This window comes from Candidatus Zixiibacteriota bacterium (assembly GCA_020853795.1).
Lineage (GTDB): Bacteria > Zixibacteria > MSB-5A5 > CAIYYT01 > CAIYYT01 > JADJGC01.
This window is the reverse complement of sequence record JADYYF010000097.1, coordinates 1-15,003: the sequence shown is the minus strand read 5'-3', so window position 1 is coordinate 15,003 and position 15,003 is coordinate 1. Positions and strand designations below refer to the sequence as shown.

General features: G+C 58.8%; 11 protein-coding genes and 3 tRNA genes. 7 read left to right on the top strand and 7 right to left on the bottom strand.

What is annotated here, in order from left to right:
* From lon to IT585_07455, 6 genes are all read right to left on the bottom strand, one after another.
* A partial coding sequence (lon, locus tag IT585_07480; GenBank protein ID MCC6963075.1) for an endopeptidase La occupies nt 1–2,200 on the bottom strand: 2,200 nt, incomplete at its 3' end.
* Nucleotides 2,201–2,208: 8 nt separating this feature from the next.
* The gene (gene clpX / locus IT585_07475; protein MCC6963074.1) at nt 2,209–3,456 is read right to left on the bottom strand and encodes an ATP-dependent Clp protease ATP-binding subunit ClpX; all 1,248 of its coding nucleotides are present in this window, start codon (nt 3,454–3,456) and stop codon (nt 2,209–2,211) included.
* Between the two features lie 27 nt (nt 3,457–3,483).
* Nucleotides 3,484–4,068, bottom strand: coding sequence for an ATP-dependent Clp endopeptidase proteolytic subunit ClpP (clpP, locus tag IT585_07470; protein MCC6963073.1), 585 nt, complete (start codon nt 4,066–4,068; stop codon nt 3,484–3,486).
* A 31-nt stretch (nt 4,069–4,099) separates the two neighbouring features.
* Nucleotides 4,100–5,392, bottom strand: coding sequence for a trigger factor (gene tig, locus IT585_07465; GenBank protein ID MCC6963072.1), 1,293 nt, complete (start codon nt 5,390–5,392; stop codon nt 4,100–4,102).
* 29 nt (nt 5,393–5,421) lie between these two features.
* Nucleotides 5,422–5,507 (bottom strand) — tRNA-Leu (locus IT585_07460).
* Between the two features lie 76 nt (nt 5,508–5,583).
* Nucleotides 5,584–5,665: transfer RNA gene (locus tag IT585_07455), tRNA-Leu, on the bottom strand.
* A gap of 188 nt (nt 5,666–5,853) precedes the next feature.
* Between IT585_07455 and IT585_07450 the strand changes: the two genes are divergently transcribed.
* Together IT585_07450 and IT585_07445 are read left to right on the top strand one after the other, a co-directional pair.
* Nucleotides 5,854–5,928, top strand: a tRNA-Glu gene (locus tag IT585_07450).
* 92 nt (nt 5,929–6,020) lie between these two features.
* Entirely contained in the window at nt 6,021–7,394 is a 1,374-nt protein-coding gene (locus IT585_07445) for a phenylacetate--CoA ligase family protein (GenBank protein ID MCC6963071.1), read from the top strand.
* 121 nt (nt 7,395–7,515) lie between these two features.
* On the opposite strand, the gene IT585_07440 is transcribed toward IT585_07445, so the two are convergent.
* Nucleotides 7,516–10,644, bottom strand: coding sequence for a hypothetical protein (locus IT585_07440; protein MCC6963070.1), 3,129 nt, complete (start codon nt 10,642–10,644; stop codon nt 7,516–7,518).
* Nucleotides 10,645–11,484: 840 nt separating this feature from the next.
* Between IT585_07440 and IT585_07435 the strand changes: the two genes are divergently transcribed.
* From IT585_07435 to IT585_07415, 5 genes are all read left to right on the top strand, one after another.
* Nucleotides 11,485–12,624: a 4Fe-4S dicluster domain-containing protein gene (locus IT585_07435; GenBank protein MCC6963069.1), complete on the top strand. Its 1,140-nt coding sequence runs from the start codon at nt 11,485–11,487 to the stop codon at nt 12,622–12,624.
* Nucleotides 12,625–12,656: 32 nt separating this feature from the next.
* Nucleotides 12,657–13,118, top strand: a complete 462-nt coding sequence (locus IT585_07430) for a cyclic nucleotide-binding domain-containing protein (protein MCC6963068.1) — start codon at nt 12,657–12,659, stop codon at nt 13,116–13,118.
* A 23-nt stretch (nt 13,119–13,141) separates the two neighbouring features.
* The gene (locus IT585_07425; protein ID MCC6963067.1) at nt 13,142–13,972 is read left to right on the top strand and encodes an FAD/NAD(P)-binding protein; all 831 of its coding nucleotides are present in this window, start codon (nt 13,142–13,144) and stop codon (nt 13,970–13,972) included.
* A 2-nt stretch (nt 13,973–13,974) separates the two neighbouring features.
* The gene (locus IT585_07420) at nt 13,975–14,754 is read left to right on the top strand and encodes an oxidoreductase (protein ID MCC6963066.1); all 780 of its coding nucleotides are present in this window, start codon (nt 13,975–13,977) and stop codon (nt 14,752–14,754) included.
* Nucleotides 14,744–15,003, top strand: a 260-nt coding sequence (locus IT585_07415; GenBank protein MCC6963065.1) for a nickel-dependent hydrogenase large subunit, incomplete at its 3' end; no start/stop codon positions are given. The genes IT585_07420 and IT585_07415, both read left to right, overlap by 11 nt.

Below are 15,003 nucleotides of genomic sequence, written 5' to 3'. Positions count from 1 at the left end.
CGCGCACCGCCGAAATCAGCTTGGCATTCAATCCGCCGACCGGCAGCACCTCTCCGGAGAGTGTGATCTCACCCGTGTAGGCAAGTCCTTTAGCGGCATATCGTTTGGTGAAGGCCGAGCAGAGCGCCACCAAGACGGTGATCCCTGCCGACGGACCGTCCTTTGGTACGGCGCCTTCCGGTAGGTGCAGGTGGATATCGGTGTTCTTAAAAACGTCTTTTTCGATTTTCAGGCCGTGCGCCTTTGATTTCAGGTAGGTCAGTGCCGCGCGCACAGATTCCTGCATTACCTCGCCGAGCTTGCCGGTCAGGGTCAGGCGGCCGGTGCCCTCAGTGAGGGTGACTTCCACCGGCAGAATCTCGCCGCCGGTGCGCGTCCAGGCCAAGCCGATTGCTTTGCCGATCATGGCGACGCCGAGTTCGGTGTCGAAGTACTTGCGGACACCGAGATACTTCCTCAAGTCTGGGCGCGTAACGGTGAAGGTCTTTTTGCGGTCGCCTTTGGCGACGCGCTGAGCGATCTGCCGCATGATCGTTCCAATCTGCCGTTCCAGCTCGCGCACTCCCGACTCGCGGGTGTAGTCGCGAATGATGGCGCCCAGGACCGGTCGTGCAATCGTAATCCGGCGCTTCTCCAGCCCGCTCTCGATTTTCTGCTTCGGAATCAGAAACTGCTCGGCGATCTGCACCTTCTCGAATTCGAGATAGCCGGGCAGTTCGATCATTTCCATGCGATCAAGCAGGGGTCGCGGAATGCCGGTGGTCGTATTGGCTGTGGTCACGAACAGGATGTGCGATAGATCGAACTCGCACTCGAGATAATGATCTTGAAAGGTAGCGTTCTGCTCCGGATCGAGCACTTCCAGGAGCGCCGAAGCCGGGTCGCCGTGAAAATCCATGCCGATCTTGTCGATTTCATCGAGCAGAAACACCGGATTGGCGCTGCCGACCTTCTTGAGCATCTGCACGATTCGTCCCGGCATGGCGCCGATGTAGGTGCGGCGATGGCCGCGGATCTCCGCTTCATCGCGCATACCGCCCAGCGACATGCGCGCAAACTTACGATCCAGCGCGTGCGCGATCGACTTGCCCAGCGAGGTCTTACCGACTCCGGGCGGACCGACCAGGCAGAGAATCGGGCCCTTGACGTTTTTGGCCAGCTTGATCACGGCCAGATGTTCGAGGATGCGCCGTTTGGCCTTTGCCAGGCCGAAGTGCTCGCCGTCGAGAATCTTTTCGACTTCCGTAAAGTCAGTACGATCCGGTGTCTTGCTCTTCCACGGCATCGCCAGCAACCAGTCCAGATAACCGCGAATAACGTTGGCCTCGGCAGAGTAGGAGTGCATCCGGCTCAGGCGGGTGACTTCTTCCGAGGCTTTCTTGGCGACGGTTTCCGGCATTCCAGCTTTGGCAATGCGCTCCTCGTAGTCGGTGACATCGGCGGCGTCGTCAAACTGCCCCAGTTCTTCCTTGATCACCTTGAGCTGGTGCTGCAGATAGAACTCGCGCTGGGTCTTGTTGAGAGACTCGCGCACGCCGCTGTCGATTTCCTGTTCCAGCTTGAGAATCTGAATCTCGCTCGACAAGCTACCGGCGAGAAGTTCCAGGCGCTTGGTGACCGATACGGTCTCGAGAAGTCGCTGCCGCAACTCGATTGGCAAGAGCACGTGCGCCGCGACCACATCCGCCAGTTTGCCCGGATCGCCGACTTCCGTTGTATAAGACAGAATCTCATCCGGCAGGCGGCGATTCAAATTGACATAGTCGGTGAAGGCTGTCGTGACTGTGCGCGAGAGGGCTTCCAGGCGCAAGTCGTCACTGTCGAAGGCGTCGTGTTCGAGGCGGATATGGGCGCCGATGAAACCGTCGGCGGGCGTCAGGCGTTTGACCGCAGCCCGGCCAATCCCCTCCATCAACACCTTCATCGTGCCATTGGAGAGTTTCATGACTTGCAGTACGCGGGAGACGGTGCCGAACTGGTAGAGGTCATCAGCCTTGGGGTTTTCGATCTCTTTGTCTTTTTGGGCCAGGAGCAGGATTTGCTTGTCGCGCAGCATCGACTCTTGCAGCGCTTCGACCGAGAACTGCCGGCCGACGATCATGGGGTAGACCATGTAGGGGAAAACAATCGTATCCCGCACGGGCAGAACCGGCAGGTATTCGCTGATCGTCAGCTTTTCCGAACCGTAGCTATAGAGCATTGTCGGGATCAGGCGCTCGCCTTGCCGGTTTTGGTCGAGCGCTCGATAATCGGCGGCGCGTCGGAAGTAATGCTTTCGTCGGTAATGATGATCTTGGAAACGTTGCGGTACGAGGGCGCCTCGTACATAATGTCCAGCATTTTCTCTTCAAAGATCGACCGCAGCGCGCGCGCGCCGGTCTTCCGCTTTTTGGCCTCCTGCACGACGGCGTTCAACGCCGCGGGCGTAAACTCCAGCTCAATTCCATCAAGCTGGAACAACTTCTGATACTGTTTCGTCAGGCAATTTTTCGGCTCCGTCAGAATCTGGTGCAAGGCTTCATCCGACAGCGGATCGAGCACCGACACCACCGGCAACCGCCCGATCAGTTCCGGAATCAAGCCGAACTCCAACAAGTCCTCGGTCTGCACCATGTGCAGCAGCGCGGCCACGTCGTCCTTGTCAACGCTCTTGGATTCAGTTTTGAAGCCGACCTGTTGCTTGCCGACGCGCCGGGCGATGATCTTGTCGAGACCATCAAAAGCGCCGCCGCAGATGAAAAGGATGTTGCGCGTGTCGATCGGCACGAACGGTTGTTCCGGGTGCTTGCGACCACCTTTGGGCGGGATGTTCGAAACGGTGCCCTCGAGGATCTTCAGCAATCCCTGCTGTACGCCCTCACCCGAAACGTCGCGAGTGATCGACGGGTTCGCCGTTTTGCGCGCGATCTTGTCGATTTCGTCGATGAAAACAATGCCGATTTCCGCGCGTTCCTTGTCGTAATCGGCGGCCTGATAGAGCCGGACGAGGATGTTTTCGACATCTTCGCCGACGTAACCGGCTTCCGTCAGCACCGTGGCATCGGCGATGCTGAAGGGCACCGACAACATCTTGGCCAGCGTTTGCGCCAGCAGGGTCTTGCCCGTGCCGGTGGGCCCGAGCATCAGGATATTTGACTTCTCGATCTCGACGTCGGCCGTTTCGGCTTCATTGAAGATGCGTTGGTAGTGCGAATAGACCGCGACCGAGAGCGTCTTCTTAGCCTTGTCCTGGCCGATGACATACTGATCGAGGAAAGCGCGAATCTCTTTCGGCTTGAAGATCTTGACCGGCCGCTGGACTGATTTCTTACGCGGCACGTCGTCGAGCATGTCATGCGTCAGTTCGATGCACTGGTCGCAGATGTGCGCATTGTAACCGGAAAACAGCTTGCGCACACTGAAGGCGTCCTTGCCGCAGAACGAGCAGCGTTCGATTCGTTTATTGGTGCCGGCCATTGTGTCTTGCCTCTTCGCTCCTCTTCGTTACTTCTTGGATTCGGGGTTATAAACTTCGTCCACCAGGCCATACTCCTTCGCCTCTGCCGCCGACATGAAGTAATTGCGGTCGGTATCGGACATGATCTTGTCGATCGGCTGGCCGGTGTGTTTGGCCAGCAATTCGGCGAGGCGCTGTTTGTGTTGCACGGCTTCCTTGACCTGGATTTCCAGATCGCTGACCTGACCCTGGGCACCGCCGAGCGGCTGGTGGATCATGATGCGCGAATGCGGCAGCGCCGAGCGTTTGCCCGCCGCGCCCGCCGCCAGCAGGAAGGCGCCCATCGAGGCCGCCAGCCCCATGCACACCGTCGCCACTTTCGGCTTGATGAACTGCATGGTATCGTAGATCGCCAGTCCCGAGGTCACGACGCCGCCGGGCGAATTGATATACAGGAAGATATCCTTGTTGGCATCTTCCGCCGCCAGGAACAGCATCTGCGCGATGACCAGGTTGGCAATATTGTCGTCGATCGGGGTGCCGAGGAAGATGATGCGATCCTTCAGCAGGCGCGAGTAGATGTCGTAGGCGCGTTCGCCGCGGCCGGTCTGCTCAACAACAATCGGAATCAGTTGGTTGTACGTCAAAGCGTCCTCCTTGAAATCACTGCTCGGGCGAAACCATCGGCGAAAAGACCTTCTCAACTTTCGAACCGTTGAGGATCAAGTCAATCACCTTATGTTCCAGAATCGTTTCCTTGAGATCGGCAATTCGCCGATTGTCTGTAACAGTCTTGCGGGCCTGTTCCAGCGTCATCTTATAGTTATCGGCAAAACGCTGCAACCAGGCATCCAAATCCGATTGTTCTACACGCAACTGCTCTTTTTCGGCGATTTCGTGATACAACAAATCCCAGCGAATCTGGCGAATGGCGACCGCCCGATACTGCTGGCGCACCTGTTCCTCGTCGATCTTCTCCTGCGAATTATTCCGATAATCCTCTACCATCCGGTCGAGATAGCGCTCGACGAGTGCGTCGGGCAAATCAAAACGGTTTTTGTCGATGACTTCTTTGATAGCTTCTTCGCGTAGCGCGTCGGTCGCTTCCTTGGTCTTCCGGGCCTGGATATCGGCCCGCAGCTTCTCGCGAAATTCCTCCAGCGTGGCGATCTTCTCGTCGAATTGCTTGAAGAAAGACTCGTCCAGCGGGATCAAATTCAAGTGCCGGATCGCCTTGACGTTGACTTTGAATCGCACCCGGCTGCCGCCGAACCGTTTATCAAAGTGATCCTGCGGATAGTCGATTTCGATCTCGGTTTCGGCGCCGTTGTCCAGGCCCGACAACTGCTTGCCGAACTGCGACGCGACCGGTCCCTCGACCAGTTCCAACTGGACGTTCTCGAATTTCTTTTGTTCCAGTTTACCGCCGGAATCGCTCAGGACTTCCAGGTCGAGCAGAACGAAATCGTCCATCTGCGCCGGGCGCTCGACCACTTCCAGTGACGAGTGCTTACGCTGCAGATATTCAAGCATCTCCTTGACTTCGCCATCCTTCACGGTATCATCCGGCTGCTTCAGTTCAAAGCCGGTGTACGTCTCCAGCTTGATCTCCGGGCGAATCTCCAGCTCCGCCGTGTAGGTGAGCGGCTTGCCTTCGCCGAAGTCGACCTCCGAGATGTGCGGGTAGTCGACCGGGGTCAGCCCCGATTGCTGGATGGCTTCCTTATACGATTCATCCATCAAGTCTTCCAGTACGTCCTGGGCGGCGGCAGCGCCATAACGGGCCTTGATGGTCGACAGCGGCGCACGGCCCTTGCGAAAGCCGGGAATCTGCGCCTCGGCCTTCAATTTGCGGAAGACTTCATCGAATTTTTCCTGCACCGTTTCCTGGGCGACGGTGATTTTCAGGGTGCGCTTGCACTTTTCCCCCTGAGCGAGTTCAAAAGTAACGCTCAAACGCGATTCCTTTCCTGGAAATGAAAAAATGGTGCGAACGGGGGGACTCGAACCCCCACGGTTATTCACCACTAGATCCTTAGTCTAGCGCGTATACCAATTCCGCCACGTTCGCACACGTGCAGTCGGCAAAGTTCGAATGTATGGCGCCGGAATTCATCGTGTGTGATTCCGGGAAGCTGTTGTCAATTTGCGAAAGGGGGGACTCGAACCCCCACGACCGAAGTCACCAGATCCTAAGTCTGGCGCGTCTACCAATTCCGCCACTCTCGCGCGGCATTGCCACCGCCGAACCGCAACACGAATACGCATTCCGGCGGCGCAATGAGAACACGAATGTACGAGCGCTGTCCGTGACTGTCAAGCGCTTATCTGGGCGCGAAAATTCCCTTGAAATCGCGCGCGGAAATCATATACTTCACCCCGTTGCGTTCTCAGGGCGCAGCTGCAATCGACATCACGGCGCTATCGTCTAGTGGTTAGGACGGGTGGTTCTCAGCCATCAAACCGGGGTTCGACTCCCCGTAGCGCTACCAATAGAGCCGATCGATCCCGCTTTTCCGGCGGGATCGGTCGCTTTTACCGACAACGCAACCGAACTTCACAATAGAGAACCGTCCAGACTGTGATGATCGCCGCATCCGCCGCCGCGCGCCTGATCTGCCTCGGCAAGTCGATTGCCGATCGGCGTTATCGCCGGTTGAGCGATGAGACCCGCTGGGGCGCCGGTCAATGTGAATGCTATCGCCGGCTGGAGTCTACGCAGTGGTGGAGCCGCGACCAACTTGCGGCCTACCAATGGGCGCGGATTACCGAACTCCTGCGCAGCGCCTACAGCCATACCGTCTTCTACAAACGCCGCTTTGACGAACTTGGCGCGAGGCCGGAGGACATTCGATCGTTCGCCGACTTTCGGCAATTGCCACCGATGACGAAGTCCGATGTGCGGCGCTATCGCCGCGAAATCACCAGTGACCAGTTCTCGGTTTCCAGCCTGATCGAAACGCGTACCGGCGGTTCGACCGGCGCGCCGCTCGTTGTCTACAAAAGCCCGGCGGCCGAGCAGATGCGCGTGGCGGTGTCGTGGCGCTCACGCGCCTGGGCGGGGATCGACTTTCGGGCGCGCAAGTGCATCATCGAAATTCATCATGCCGCCGAACGCGGAGAGCGGGGCTGGTACATCGATCCGCGCAGCCGCACACTGTTGCTTTCCGCCGGACGGCTTGATTACGACCGGTTGCGGCGCTATGCAGAGATTTGCCGGCTGTTCAAACCGGAGATGCTGGTCGGCTCGATCGGCTTCATACGGGTGCTGGGGAAGTTCCTTGAAGAAAATCGCCCAGCCCAATTGCCGTTTCGCGGGATCTTTGTCGTCGGAGAAACGGTAAGCCCGGGCGATCGTGCCAATGTCCATCGCCAATTCGGCTGCGAGTTGTTTGATGCTTACGGCATGCGGGAAAATGCCGTGTCCGCGAGTGAGTGCGCCGCCCACAGTTTGCACATCAACTCCGAGCTCACCTACGTGGAATTTGAAAAGGGCGACCATGGCGGCATTATCGGCACCAACCTGCACAACTTCGCCTTCCCGCTCATCCGTTATCAGACCGAAGACATGGGACGACTGGTGGACGGTCTGTGCGAGTGTGGGCGCCAACATCCGCGGATGATGATCGAAGGCGGCCGCACCCGGGATTATCTGCGCACCCGCGAGGGCTACGTCTTCGTCTCGTGGCACCTGGCGCAATTCATTGACAAAAACATGGGAGTGGAGGCGCTGCAGTTGTACCAGCCGGATCTCGATCATGTAATCGTACGCATTGTGCGCGGCAACACTTTCAGCGCTCGGGACGAGGTCGCGTTGCTCGGCTCGTTGACGCAACTGGCGGGTGATCTGCTCGCGTTTTCGGTCGCGTACGTCGATGAGATTGAGCGCACGCCGCTCGGCAAGCACCTGTTCGTCAAATCGGAACTCGCTGAGGACACCGACGCGCTGCGCAGATAGACTGCCGCCAGCACCGAAAGAAATCGCACCGCCGCAAAATTAAAGGCCGCATTCGGTGTTACCCGAATGCGGCCGGCTTTATTGCAGTCTCGTCCGATGACGAGACCAGTCAATCAAGCGATTAGCAGCCAGCCGGAGCCGGACCACCCGCGAAGATGTAGTTGATCAAGTACACCGCATCGGAGATCGAAATCGCCTTCGACCCGTCAGCATCGCCCAAGCAGGTCTGAGCCGGAGCCGGACCGCCCGCGAAGATGTAGTTAATCAAGTACACAGCGTCGGAGATCGACCAGGCACCCGAGTTGTCCGCGTCACCGCACTTGCAGGTCGAGCACTGCTGAGCGCCCGGCACCAGGTTGCGGTTACACATAAACTTGTAGCCAAGGTCCATCGCCGTCTTGAGGCCCGCCAAGGTGCCGCCGGAAACCGGCTGACCGGCCAGGACAACGCCCGCGAACACGGTATCAGCCGCGGTCGCAACCGTCTGCCCCTTGGCCAGTACGAGCACCATGCTCAGGTCGTCAGCATTGGCCGACGGCGTCGGCTGAGCATCCGGGAACGGACCCGCGTTGTACGAATCCTGAGCGAGGATGTTCATGCGATTCCACAAGGAGTCGTTTTCCCATCCCGATTCCGGATAGATGTACACGTTGTTGTCGACGACGAAGCCGCCAACGATCTTGCCGCCTTCGCGCGCGCCGCCCAAGCCCGCGTAACGGTTAATGTTGTTGCCCACGCCGCCCGGATAACCGCCGCGCTGATACAGCATGTACTTGGTGGCATCGACGCCGCCATAGTTGTTCGAGCCGGTATCAGACGGGACGTCCCAGTCGCAGTAGTAAGCGATGGTGAGGTTGTTGACCGCACCCGCCTTGGGTCCCTTGTAGATGCGGAACTGGCCGACGAAGAAGTTACAGGAATCAGGAATCTTCGACGCATACCAGGTCACGTCAAACTGCAGGGTCGAGTCACGATTGTAACCCTTGCCGGTCGCCGTCCGCTGAATCGACGAGGTCGTCGAGTCACCGGTCATCGACGCGGTGGCCGCATACAAGAATCCGAATGGATTGCTGACCGTCGGGAAGTTGACGCCGTTGCCAGTCAGGTCGACGGCGGTCGAGTAGGTCAGGCTGGTCGCGCTGTTGCCCAGGACCAGGAAACCATCGTACAGGTAGCCCTGTGCGGTGCTCGGCAGATCGGCGAAGTAGCTGAAGCGCTTGCCGTCGACGTTCGAGCCGGATTCCGAAGTCTGGTTGACGCTCAGACGCGCACACGAAGTGCGAATATCCAGATCCTGCGGCAGGAAGAAATTCGTGAAGTTGTACAGGTCGACCGGGACGGTGAGCGTCTTGGTGCCGCTCTCGTAGGTCAACACGATATTCGCCTGATAGAAGCCCTGCGCACCCGGACCGGTCGCGCGCAGACCAATCTTCTCCAGGTTGGCCGGGAACGGCACGGTGCCGGAATGCGCCGCGCCGCCGTTGAAGGCGCCATCCGCCAACCAGCCAGAGCCGGAGACGTAGTTGATCGCCCAGGTGTACGGCACAGACACGTTACCGGCGTTGGTCACCGTGATCGAAGTGTCACGGGTACCGCCCGGAGTGGTGCGGAACGGATAGACGAACGACACCGGATCGGAGCTCAGTTGGCGGAACTGCGTCATGGCGAAGCAGCCCACGTTGAGAGCCTTGATTGGGTTGTTGGTCGCGGTACCGTTCGTGTTGACGGAGATACCAGCGTCCTTGTCTTCCATGTAGACAATGCGGAGCGTGTCAACCACGCGTTCCGGCGAGCCGAGGTTGTATTCGGAGAAGCAGGAACCTGCCGCACAGCCGTTCGAGAACGTCTTGGTCAGGTTCGAGTCCGGGCCCCAACTGGCGCCCCAGGTCGACGAGGCCTTGGCGACAACTTCCGCCACGGCAAAGCCGCCCGCCGAACACTCGGTGGTGTCGTTGTAACGCGTGTAGATCGCGTACAGGTTGCTGTTGCTGGTGCACTCAGTCAGAGTCACCTTGGCCACGTTGCGCAGGGCAACGCCGCCGAGGTTGTTGGCGCAGCTAAAGCCGCCGGCGTAGGTCGAGGCATCAGTGACCGTCGACAGCGTGGTCGCGCAGTCATCCCAATGGTAGATCTTCGCCGGGTAGATCAGGATGTAGCCGCCGGTCAGACCAGTGTCGGACCAGGTCGAGTGAATCAGAACATGGAGACAGCCGTCGCTGGCATACATGGCCGAGGTTTCCCACGGGCGTTCCCAGTAATTGGCGCCCAACGGATCGCGCGCCGTTTCCGGCACCCAGATGTTCTGCGGGGCACCCCAGGTAGCGCCCAGGTTGGTCGAACGCTTGTAAACCACGTTGTCGTTGGCATACAGAGTATCGCCGTAGACACGCGGCTTCAGGTACACGATCGACACTTCCTGGCTCGACGGGTCGGCCGTCACGCAGGACGACAGGTTGGTCATCGAGTCAATGAAGATGGCGTTGCCGCCGGTAATTGGCTGGTGGCTGTTGTTCTGCGAACGCCAGTAGACCAGCGACTGGTAACCGGTCGCATCGTTCGGAGTTTCGTGCGCGATGACGTGCACGAACCAGTTGCCCGAACCGTCGACGTCGGTCGTGATGCGCGGCCAAATATACGGGCCTTCGGTCGGACCGGTCTGAACCGTACCGTTCGGGTACTGGTTCGACTGCGACAACGCACCGGCGTTGCAGGTCAGGTCGATGGCCGTATAGGTGCCGGTAGCCGCGGCGTGGTACACCGCGACCGGAATGCCGGTGCCGTCCACGGTCAGATCCGGGAAGCCGTTGCCCGCGGTACCAATCGACTCTTGGGTCGTGGCCGCCGTCGCCGGCGCACCCTGGTAGTTGAAATACGAGGTGTAGCGGGTGGGCACGATCGTCGTGGTCTGATGGAACACGGCGTGCACGCGGCCCTGGCAGCCGACCTGGATACAACGGGAGGCCGACTGGTTGGAGGGCAGGTCGTAACGGGTCACCAACGTCGAGTTGGTGATATTGACCGCCATGTTATAACCCAGCGTCGTGGACACCGAGTTATTGATGCCGCGGCCGAGGTCGGCCGACGGTTCGTCGGTTTTGGCATCGCGCAGCGAAGCGGACGCAGTCGCGACCAGCTCCGACACGTGATTGCTATTGCTGACAGTCGCCTTGGCCGCAAAGGCGGAGGCGCCGAACAGCGCTAAAGCGAAAATCGCCAAAAGGAAAAGTAGCGAGAATTTTCTCGTCATCATTTGCTCCTTTCAGAGTGAAACGTTGCTGTAGAGTGAAAACCGTGTCGTCTCACAGCGTGAGAACTGTTTGCCTGTCTGCCGATCACCTCCTCGATACACATTCTTCCGTTGCGGAGAATTGCGCTTTCCCACGTGAACGTCATTCCTATTTGTTCATCAATGCGGCAAAGAATCAACGACACTGGTGCGCTCAGGCTGCCGGCAGTCTCGGCAGATTAAGCCGCGTTACTTTTCAACGCTCGGTGAGGTAAACGAAGCGTCTGAACCGTTGGTCGTCCAGTGTCCGTTAGATACGTATTTCCGGTAGCCAATATATTGGCACGACAAGAACTTGGCAAGACCCTAATTTGATTTTTTCGTCGCGGAAGTGCGCATCAGAGGCGCGGAAATTCTACCAGAAAGGACTGCTATCGCAGTTTCATCTTCATCAGAGTTTGCTCGATCTCACAACGTGACCCCACCGGGAATTATGGTCTTCTGCACATCGCGACGAGGCGACTCCGCAAGTGAATGATTATCACATAATATCGTATACTGTTATTTGTTGGTGGGAATTCTGATTCTGTGTAATGTGTTAATAAACAATAACTTGCTGTTTATTAGACAAAACTAAGACAGTTGAACTTTGAGACATTTTTCACAATTGTATGAAATTTCACGTGACTTTGCCCGATCTGTCGAATAGTTTGTCTGGGAATAAGGCAGTGGAAGGCTGAAGACTGTCGGAAGCAGAAATATCAAACTTTGATCTGATAAGTCCAAGTTTGTAGCATGAAGAAATCGTTCAAGTTTGCCGGCGCCTCTCAGCCCACCACGCAGCACGAGCAGAGGGATTCTATCATGTCTGAGATTCACTCGTCGCAATCGCGCTCTGGAATTCTGGCCGCTACCCAACTCCAAACTTTGATCGACCTGTTGCGCAAGTCGGGCTACGAAATGATCGGCCCGAGTGTTCGTGAGAACACCGTGCTCATGGATCGCCTGCAACAAGTCACGGAGTTGCCCGTCGGTTGCCATGACGAGCACGATGGCGGTCATTATCGTTTAACCCGCAACGGTTCCGGCGCCTACTTTGAGTATGTCGTCGGTCCCCAGTCGGTCAAGAAGTACCTCTATCCCGCGCGGCAGGTGCTCTGGCGCGGCGAGATGGCCGACGGCGAGCTCAAGATTGAGGCGGTCGACCACGAGGCGCCGTCGTACGCGTTCTTTGGAGTCCGCCCGTGTGAGCTGCGCGCGGTCGCCATTCAGGACAAAGTCTTGATCGAGGGGCCTTATCCCGATCCGGCCTACAAGGCGCGGCGCGAAAAATGTTTGATGATTGCCGTGAATTGCACGCATCCCGGCGGCACCTGTTTCTGTGCCTCAATGGAGACTGGTCCGCGGGCGCAGCAGGGATTCGACCTGGCCCTGACCGAAGTGCGTAGTGATCGTGAGCACTACTTCGTGGTTCATGCCGGCAGCGCCCGGGGCGACGAATTGCTGGCCGCCCTCAAACTGCCGGTCGTGACCGAAGCGGCGCTGAAGACGGAAGACGAGCTGTTGACGACGGCCGCCGGCAAGATGGGTCGGCAGTTGGACACGGCGCACATCAAGGAATTGCTGCAACGCAACGACGAACATCCCCGCTGGAACACGGTCGCCGAGCGTTGTCTCAATTGCGCCAATTGCACCCTCGTCTGCCCGACCTGTTTCTGCGTTACCGTCGAGGACACCACTGACTTGACCGGCAAAAAGGCGACGCGGACCCGGCGCTGGGATTCGTGCTTCACGATCGATTTTTCCTACATCCACGGCGGCGCCGTGCGCACCTCGGCCTCGGCGCGTTACCGTCACTGGATGTCGCACAAGTTGGCGAACTGGCACGATCAATTCGGGAGTTCCGGCTGCGTCGGCTGCGGCCGCTGCATTACCTGGTGTCCGGTGGGAATTGACATTACGGAAGAAGCCGCGGCCATTCGGTCGGCGACGATGCAAGTATGAAATATCGGCGAAATGAATAGAGGAGAGTCAAGATGGAGACGCTTGAACCGATTCTGACCGCGCACCCGTTCATCCGGGGTTTGAGGCCGGATCATGTGCAGTTGATGGTCGGCTGTTCGCGCAACGTGAAGTTCGAGGGCGGTCAATTCATCTTCCGCGAGGGGCAAGAGGCCAACGAGTTTTACATCCTGCGCCACGGACAGGTGAATCTGGAGATTCACGGGCCGAAGCGGCACGTGGTGACGATTCACACGGTGCGGGAAGGCGACGTGCTCGGCTGGTCGTGGCTGTTTCCGCCCTACTTGTGGCATTTTGATGCCCGGGCGATGGAACTGACCCGGGCGATCGCGCTCGATGCCAAGTGCCTGCGCGCCAAGTGCGAAGAAGATCCCGTGCTCGGCTACGAACTGGCCAAGCGGTTGGCGCACGTCATCGAACACCGCCTGCAGGGTGCGACTCTGCAGTTGCTCGATCTGTACAGCAGCAATTTCTGAGAGGTTAGACTGATATGGAAACCATGATTGCCGGCCCGATGGTCCCGACGCTGGCACGGGTCGACCGGGTACGGCGCGAGACGCACGACACCTTTACGCTGGAGCTGCATCCAGCGTCGAGCAAAGGTAAGCATTGTTTCGCCGCCGGGCAGTTCAATATGCTTTACATGCACGGCGTCGGCGAGGTGGCGATCTCCATCTCCGGCGACCCCACCAATCCCAAGCCGCTGATCCACACGACGCGCGCGGTCGGCACGGTGACCAAGGCGATGGCCAAGTTGCAGACCGGCGACGTCATCGGACTGCGCGGGCCGTTCGGTAATTCCTGGCCGGTCGAGCGCGCCGCCGGCGACGACATCGTTCTGGTGGCGGGCGGCATCGGCCTGGCGCCCTTGCGCCCCGTGATCTACCAGGTGCTGGCCGAGCGCCATCGCTACGGCAAAGTGATCCTGCTTTACGGTACGCGCACGCCCGCCGATATTCTCTTCCGCAAGGAACTCGAAACCTGGCGATCGCGCCTGGATGTCGAGGTGCACGTCACGGTTGACCGCAGCTCTGCCGCTTGGCGCGGCAATGTCGGCGTCGTCACGCTGTTGATCTCCAAGGCCGGCTTCGATCCGCTCAACACGACCGCGATGGTGTGCGGGCCGGAGATCATGATGCGTTACGTCGCGCTGGAAATGCAGAAGCGCGGCGTACCGATGAGCAGCGTCTACGTCTCGATGGAACGCAACATGAAATGCGGGATCGGTCTGTGCGGCCACTGCCAGATGGGGCACAGCTTCATCTGCAAGGACGGCCCGGTGTATGCCTACGACCAGATCCGCGAACTCCTCTACAAGCGGGAGATTTAGCCATGGCCACGAAAATCAAACCGAAACTGGCTGTCTGGAAGTTCGCCTCGTGCGATGGTTGTCAATTGAGTCTGCTCGATTGTGAGGATGAACTGCTGGACGTCGTCGGCGAAATCGATATCGCCAATTTTCCCGAAGCCTCCCGCGCGGTCGTCAAGGGACCGTACGACTTGTCGTTGGTGGAGGGTTCGATCACCACGGCGCACGACGCCGAGCGGATTCACAAGGTCCGGCGCGCTTCGAAGGTTCTGGTCACAATCGGCGCCTGCGCCACGGCCGGCGGCATCCAGGCGTTGCGCAACTTCGCCGATGTCAAAGCGTTCACTTCGATTGTCTACGCCTCGCCGCAGTACATCGAAACGCTGACGACCTCGACGCCGATCAGCAACCATGTTGCCGTCGATTTCGAGCTGCGCGGCTGCCCGATCAACAAGCTGCAACTGGTCGAAGTGATCAGCGCGTTTCTGACCGGCCGCAAGCCGGTGACGCCGCCGCATGCGGTTTGTGTCGAGTGCAAGCTGCGCGGCACCCCCTGCGTCATGGTAGCGCACGGCACGCCCTGTCTGGGGCCCGTGACCCACGCCGGCTGCAATGCCATCTGCCCGTCGTACAACCGCGGCTGTTATGGCTGCTTCGGACCGAAAGAAACTCCCAACACCGAATCGCTCGCGAGTCAATGGCAAAAGCTCGGCAGCGACGATCCCGGCATCGTCCGCGCCTTCCGCGGATTCAATGCCTATGCCGAGCCGTTCCGGAAAGAGAGTGAGATCCATGAAAGGTAGCCGCACGATCAAGGTTGACTATCTGGCCCGAGTCGAGGGCGAGGGCGCGCTCTACGTGAAGGTCAAGGACGGCAAAATCAGCGATCTCAAGTTCAGGATTTTCGAGCCGCCGCGTTTCTTCGAGGCGTTCCTGCGCGGGCGCGATTTCCGCGAAGCTCCGGACATCACGGCGCGCATCTGCGGGATCTGCCCGATCGCCTACCAGATGAGCTCGATCAACGCGATGGAGGCGATCTGCGGGGTGAGCGT

Coding starts and splice junctions, on each gene's coding strand:
- clpX (MCC6963074.1), bottom strand. CDS start 3,456: ATGGCCGGCACCAATAAACGAATCGAACGCTGCTCGTTCTGCGGCAAG.
- IT585_07445 (MCC6963071.1), top strand. CDS start 6,021: ATGATCGCCGCATCCGCCGCCGCGCGCCTGATCTGCCTCGGCAAGTCG.
- IT585_07440 (MCC6963070.1), bottom strand. CDS start 10,644: ATGATGACGAGAAAATTCTCGCTACTTTTCCTTTTGGCGATTTTCGCT.
- IT585_07435 (MCC6963069.1), top strand. CDS start 11,485: ATGTCTGAGATTCACTCGTCGCAATCGCGCTCTGGAATTCTGGCCGCT.
- IT585_07430 (MCC6963068.1), top strand. CDS start 12,657: ATGGAGACGCTTGAACCGATTCTGACCGCGCACCCGTTCATCCGGGGT.
- IT585_07425 (MCC6963067.1), top strand. CDS start 13,142: ATGATTGCCGGCCCGATGGTCCCGACGCTGGCACGGGTCGACCGGGTA.
- IT585_07420 (MCC6963066.1), top strand. CDS start 13,975: ATGGCCACGAAAATCAAACCGAAACTGGCTGTCTGGAAGTTCGCCTCG.